Raw genomic sequence first — 4,017 nt, 5'->3', positions numbered from 1 at the left:
GTAGACTTGGCTTGGCAAGCCTATGGACAAGATGGAAATCGTGGGAGTTAGGAACGTCTTCAGGCATTCAAAAGTCACGTCGCTTCGCTCCGAATTCAAAACTTGTACTGAGCGTAGCCGAAGTATTTGTTATTTGTTGTTTGTCAGTGGTAAAAGATGGGTGCAATTTTACTTCTAACAAATCATTGCCAGCCGGGATGATATCTACTACCGTACCAACGAGTTCGCCAGATGCTTGCATGAAGACTTCCAAGCCAATCAAATCAAGGACATGATATTCATCTTCGCCTAATTGGGGGCGATCGCTTGCTGGCACCATTAACTTACAACCGCGCAACGCCTCCGCCTGATCGCAATTTTCCACACCAGCTAATTTGATTACATACAAGTTTTTGTTACTGATGTAACGTCCTGTTAATAATTCGATTGGTTGCGGTTCTATGTCACCTGAACGCAACAACCAACGTTTTCCCGGTATCTCAAATCTTTCGGGGAAGTCAGATACAGGATAAACCCGTAATTCCCCAGATAATCCTTGAGGGGCAACAATCTTACCAATTTCTAGCCAATTATCTGATTTGTCATTAGTCATTAGTCATTAGTCATTAGTTTTCTTCCTATGCCTCCCTTGCTCCCCCTGCTCCCCCTCATCTCCCCACTCCCCACTCCCCACTCCCTCATCACTACGCACTCACCGCCGCACCTTTATAAGCTTCTTCAGCCACTTTTGCTAAACGTTGCATAGCAGTGGCTATCTCTTCATCTGTACCTGTAAGGCTGATGCGGAAGCATTGGTGCTTGTGGCCCCACTCTTGGTCTAAACCGGGGAAGAAGGTACTTCCTGGGACAATAATCACACCTACTTGCTTGAGTTGCTGGTAAAATTCCCAATCACTGATGGGTAGATCCTGTAACCACAACCAAGCAAAAATTGCTCCTTCACCACGATGGAGGAACCAAGGTAAATTCTTGGGCATCGCTTGTTCTAAGCTGGTTTCTAAAACGGTAAACTTATCTTGGTAAAAGGGACGGATGACAGTGTGAGAAATTTCCACTAAAGCGCCAGAGTTGATTGCATAAGCTGCGATCGCTTGGCCGTAACGTGAAGAATGCAGACTCATATTTGCCTGAAAACACTCCAGCACTTCAATCCACTTTTCATCCCCAATGGCTATACCAATCCTTTCTCCTGGTAATCCGGCTTTCGATAAACTCATGCAGTGGAGGATGTTATCACCAAACACTGGTGTCATTTCGGTAAAGTTCAATGCTGGGAAGGGAGGCGCATAAGCTGAGTCAATTAACACTGGCAGATTGTAAGGCGCAGCCAGGGCAGCTATCTTTTTCACCTCATCATCGGTGAGGACGTTACCAGTGGGATTACAGGGGCGAGAGAAGAGGACACAACCTGTATTTTCTGTAATCGACAGTTGGCTGAAGTCGGGGCGATATTTAAATCGGTGGGCGGCTTCATCAATATCGAGAGTCGGTTTGTAAGCGATTAAGGCTTTTGGAACTAAGGAGATGCCGCCGTAACCTGTGTAGTCAGGGCTGAGGGGCAAAACGATTTGTTTTAACTCGCCGCTAGGGGTATAGCCACCGAAGCTATTAACAGCGTAGAAGTAGAGGGTTTGACTACCGGGGGTGATGAGAATATTGCGTTCGGTTATACCGTTGCCGAAGGCATCGCTTAAGTTTAACCCATAGCGTTTGTTGAAGTCGTTAGCGATCGCTTCAACTAACGGTGCATAGCCTTGACTTGAGCCGTAGCGACAAACTACCTCACCATATTCTGGGCTAGCCAAAAGTTGTGCAGTGCAATCCCGCCATAATTGTTCTACCTCTGGCAAAATCAACGGATTACCAGCACTCAAATTAATAAACTGCTGCCCTGCACCCGCTCGTAATGTTTCGATAATATCCTTCATGATTGCTCTTACGCCAGTCAGGTTGGACATTTGAGCGCCAATTTGAGTTAGGGCAGGGTTCATAAGCTGTAACAAAATGTATTAATTGAGGGGTGGACAAATTATTTGGGGGTTGCTGCTGACATCCAGTTTACATCGTTGTCAAAACAGCTGTTACCGCCTTTAACCAATCTAGCTAGAGAATGATATTTTAACAAAGTAATATTTATTGTTATAGAGGAGTGGCGAGTAGGGAGTGGGGAGTGGGGAGTGGGGAGTGAGGGGACAAGAGGACAAGGAGAATAACCCATGCCCAATAACCAATGACAAATGACAAATGACAAATGACAAATGACAAAACTATATAGGAGGGCTGACGTTGCAAGTTAAAGCAGCAGTAGCTTACAGCGCAGGTAAGCCGTTGACAATTGAAACCGTTCAACTATCGGGGCCACAAGCTGGCGAAGTGCTAGTTGAGGTGAAAGCCACCGGAGTTTGCCATACCGACGCCTTTACCCTATCTGGTGACGATCCCGAAGGTTTGTTTCCGGCAATTTTGGGACATGAAGGCGCTGGCGTGGTAGTGGAGATAGGCGCTGGTGTCACCAGTCTCAAACCAGGAGATCATGTAATTCCCCTATACACTCCCGAATGCCGCCAGTGCGAATATTGTTTAAGCTTCAAAACTAATCTTTGTCAAGCCATTCGCTTAACTCAAGGACGCGGTGTCATGCCCGATGGCACTAGTCGATTTAGCATTGATGGACAGATGATTCATCATTATATGGGTACATCAACTTTTGCTAACTATACGGTGCTGCCAGAAATCGCCTTAGCAAAAATTCGGGAAGACGCCCCATTTGATAAGGTTTGTTACATTGGCTGTGGTGTGACTACTGGTGTTGGTGCAGTCATCAATACTGCCAAGGTAGAACCGGGAGCAAATATTGTGGTTTTCGGCTTGGGTGGTATTGGTTTAAATGTCATCCAAGCGGCACGGATGGTAGGAGCAAATATGATTGTCGGGGTGGATATTAATTCCAACAAACGCGCTTTAGCGGAAAAGTATGGCATGACGCACTTTGTCAATCCCCAAGAAGTAGAGGGTGATTTAGTTCCCTATCTGGTTGATTTAACAAAAGGCGGTGCTGATTACAGTTTTGAATGTATCGGTAATGTCAAGATTATGCGTCAAGCATTAGAATGCTGCCACAAAGGTTGGGGTGTCAGTGTGATTATTGGGGTTGCTGGTGCTGGACAAGAAATAAGTACTCGTCCTTTTCAATTAGTAACTGGGCGCGTTTGGAAAGGTTCAGCATTCGGTGGCGCGAGAGGACGTACAGATGTGCCGAAAATTGTTGATTGGTATATGGAAGGTAAGATAAATATTGATGATTTAATTACCCATGTGATGCCTATTGAGCAAATTAATCATGCTTTTGAATTGATGCACAAAGGTGAATCAATTCGCAGCGTGGTGACTTTTTAGCTGTTAGATGCAAAGCTTTTTCTCAAAACACAATTAACTGTAAGAGCGCACAGAGGTTAAAAGCCGCCCAGGAAGACTATTCAAAACAAGCTGCTAAAGAAAAGGAGTAAATAAGTGACTAAAGAAAATAGCGTTTATACTAGCGGTGGAAATGTATTTGCTGACTTAGGTTTACCTAATTCTGAAGAAAGATTAGTGAAAGCTGAACTAGCACGCAAAATCAGTGAAGCAATCACTTTCCGTAAATTAACACAAGTCCAAGCTGCTGAACTTTTAGGAATTGATCAACCAAAAATTTCAGCATTGGTGAGAGGCAGACTTTCAGGCTTCTCAATTGATAGATTATTTCAATTTTTGAATGATTTAGATAATGATGTAGAGATTGTCATTAAACGAAAACTGAAGACTGCAAGCAAGCTCGGACAACAGTTGTTTGCTAAGTAATAGATAAAAACTCATGACAGCATACATTAAGATACCCCTTTAGTTGATTCTAAAGGGGTATCTTTAAAAGTTAGCAATAATCTAGCTTTGCATCTTTAGCCCCCACAATCGGCATTTCCACCCAAAGTCTGGGAAGAGAAATCAGAAAAGTTTGACACCAATGCACATCTATGATCC

General features: G+C 44.1%; 5 protein-coding genes. 2 read left to right on the top strand and 3 right to left on the bottom strand.

Going from position 1 to position 4,017, the window contains the following annotated elements; all coding sequences use genetic code 11:
• Positions 1–67 precede the first annotated feature (67 nt).
• From rimM to LC574_RS29835, 3 genes are all read right to left on the bottom strand, one after another.
• Positions 68–592, bottom strand: coding sequence for a ribosome maturation factor RimM (rimM, locus tag LC574_RS29845; protein WP_229457229.1), 525 nt, complete (start codon positions 590–592; stop codon positions 68–70).
• A gap of 91 nt (positions 593–683) precedes the next feature.
• On the bottom strand, positions 684–1,991 hold the full coding sequence (locus LC574_RS29840) for a valine--pyruvate transaminase (RefSeq protein WP_229457228.1): 1,308 nt from the start codon (positions 1,989–1,991) through the stop codon (positions 684–686).
• 38 nt (positions 1,992–2,029) lie between these two features.
• Positions 2,030–2,218 (bottom strand): hypothetical protein, encoded by a 189-nt coding sequence (locus LC574_RS29835; protein ID WP_229457227.1) that lies wholly within the window; start codon positions 2,216–2,218, stop codon positions 2,030–2,032.
• Positions 2,219–2,286: 68 nt separating this feature from the next.
• On the opposite strand from LC574_RS29835, the gene LC574_RS29830 reads away from it, so the two are divergent.
• Together LC574_RS29830 and LC574_RS29825 are read left to right on the top strand one after the other, a co-directional pair.
• Positions 2,287–3,396, top strand: coding sequence for an S-(hydroxymethyl)glutathione dehydrogenase/class III alcohol dehydrogenase (locus LC574_RS29830; protein ID WP_229457226.1), 1,110 nt, complete (start codon positions 2,287–2,289; stop codon positions 3,394–3,396).
• Positions 3,397–3,510: 114 nt separating this feature from the next.
• Positions 3,511–3,840 (top strand): helix-turn-helix transcriptional regulator, encoded by a 330-nt coding sequence (locus tag LC574_RS29825; RefSeq protein WP_229457225.1) that lies wholly within the window; start codon positions 3,511–3,513, stop codon positions 3,838–3,840.
• The last annotated feature ends 177 nt before the right edge of the window (positions 3,841–4,017 follow it).

Source organism: Nostoc sp. CHAB 5715 (assembly GCF_020829685.1).
Taxonomy (GTDB): Bacteria; Cyanobacteriota; Cyanobacteriia; order Cyanobacteriales; family Nostocaceae; genus Nostoc.
The sequence above is the reverse complement of the archived record's forward strand: the minus strand, read 5'-3'. Positions and strand labels throughout refer to the sequence as shown.